General features: G+C 63.6%; 1 protein-coding gene. It reads left to right on the top strand.

Annotation, left to right across the window (positions count from 1 at the left end; genetic code table 11):
- Positions 1-43 precede the first annotated feature (43 nt).
- Positions 44-2085, top strand: a 2042-nt coding sequence (locus AC3G3F_RS23760; protein WP_143549951.1) for an RHS repeat domain-containing protein, incomplete at its 3' end; no start/stop codon positions are given.

Genomic DNA, 2085 nt, shown 5'->3' with positions numbered 1-2085 from the left:
CCAGTCAGTCTGACTGGCAGCATAACCTAAACAGGAAAATACCATGAGCACTTCGTTGTTCAGTAACACCCCGACGGTCACGGTCCTCGACAACCGCGGACTGACCGTGCGCGACAACGCGTATTACCGCCACCCCGACTCCCCGCATGTGACCAGTGAGCGCATCACCCGCCATCAGTACGACGCCCGCGGCTTTCTGACGCAGAGCGCCGACCCGCGCCTGAATGAGGCCGGGCTGGTAAACTTCAGTTTCCTCACGGACCTGGCCGGCAACGTCCTGCGCACGCACGGGGTGGATAACGGCATCACTGTGGCGCTGAACGACGCCGCAGGCCGGCCGTTTATGACCGTCAGTAATATCGGCACTGCTGACGACGGCACGGAAGACGCCAGTCAGGCAATGACCCGCACCTGGCAGTATGAAGGTGTCTCCCTGCCGGGCCGCCCGGTGGGCATTACGGAGCAGGTCTCCGGCGAAGCCGCGCGTATCACGGAGCGCTTCGTCTGGGCCGGCAACTCTCCTGAGGAGAAGGCGCTGAATCTGGCGGGCCAGTGTGTCAGCCATTACGATACCGCAGGCCTGATGCAGACTGACAGCGTGGCCCTGACCGGCGTACCGCTCTCCGTCACCCGCCGTCTGCTGAAGGATGCGGACAACCCCGATATCGTGGCCGACTGGCAGGGTACGGATGCCTCCGTCCGGAACACGCTGCCCGGTGACGGGGGGTTCACCACCCTGACCACCACTGACGCCACCGGGGCGGTGCTGACCACGACGGATGCACAGGGTAACAGGCAGCGGGTGGCATACGATGTGGCAGGCCTGCTCTCGGGCAGATGGCTGACGCTGAAGGATGGTACGGAACAGGTTATCGTGAAGTCCCTGACGTATTCCGCCGCCGGGCAGAAGCTGCGCGGGGAGCACGGCAACGGCGTGGTGACCACGTACGAATACGAGCCACAGACGCAGCGCCTGGTCGGGATTAAAACGGAACGTCCGGCCGGCCACGCCGCAGGCGCAAAGGTACTGCAGGACCTGCGCTACGAGTACGACCCGGTGGGCAACGTGCTGAAAATCAGCAACGACGCGGAAGAGACCCGCTTCTGGCGCAACCAGAAAGTGGTGCCGGAGAACAGGTATACCTGTGACAGCCTGTACCGGCTGGTCAGCGCCACCGGGCGCGAAATGGCAAACGCCGGTCGGCAGGGCTGTAATCTCCCCTCAGCCACCATTCCCCTTCCCGCAGACAGTTCCGCATACACAAACTACACCCGTACCTATACCTACGACAGCGCCGGAAATCTGACGCAGATAAGCCACAGCGCCCCGGCCACGGGCAACAATTACACCACGGACATCACGGTGAGCGACCGCAGCAACCGGGGCGTGCTGAGCACGCTGACGGAAAATCCGTCAGGGGTGGACGCGCTGTTCACTGCGGGGGGACAACAGAAGCAGCTCCAGCCGGGGCAGAACCTGGTCTGGACGCCGCGCAACGAGCTGCTGAAGGTGACGCCGGTGGTGCGTGACGGCAGTACGGATGACCGGGAGAGCTACCGGTATGACGGTGGCAGCCAGCGCTGCCTGAAGGTGAGTGTGCAGAACACCGGCAGCAGCACGCAGACGCAGCGTACGCTGTACCTGCCCGGGCTGGAGCTGCGGACCACAGTCAGCGGCGGTAAGGAAACGGAGAGTCTGGAGGTAATCACGGTGGGCGAGGCAGGATGTGCGCAGGTGCGGGTACTGCACTGGACAGCAGGCAGGCCGGCGGAACTCACCGGCGACCAGACCAGATACAGCTATGACAACCTGACCGGGAGCAGCGGTCTGGAGCTGGACGGCGACGGGAATATCATCAGCATGGAAGAGTATTATCCGTACGGCGGTACGGCCGTTCTGACGGCGCGCAGCCAGACCGGGGCGGATTACAAAACCGTGCGTTACTCGGGCAAGGAGCGTGACGCGACGGGGCTGTATTACTACGGATACCGTTATTACCAGCCGTGGGCGGGACGCTGGCTGGGCGCAGACCCGGCGGGGACGGCGGACGGGCTGAACCTGTTCAGGATGGTACGGAATAATCC

This window comes from Salmonella sp. FC25216, assembly GCF_057751355.1.
Note: the sequence above shows the minus strand (reverse complement) of the source record. Positions and strands in the feature narration are given on the sequence as shown.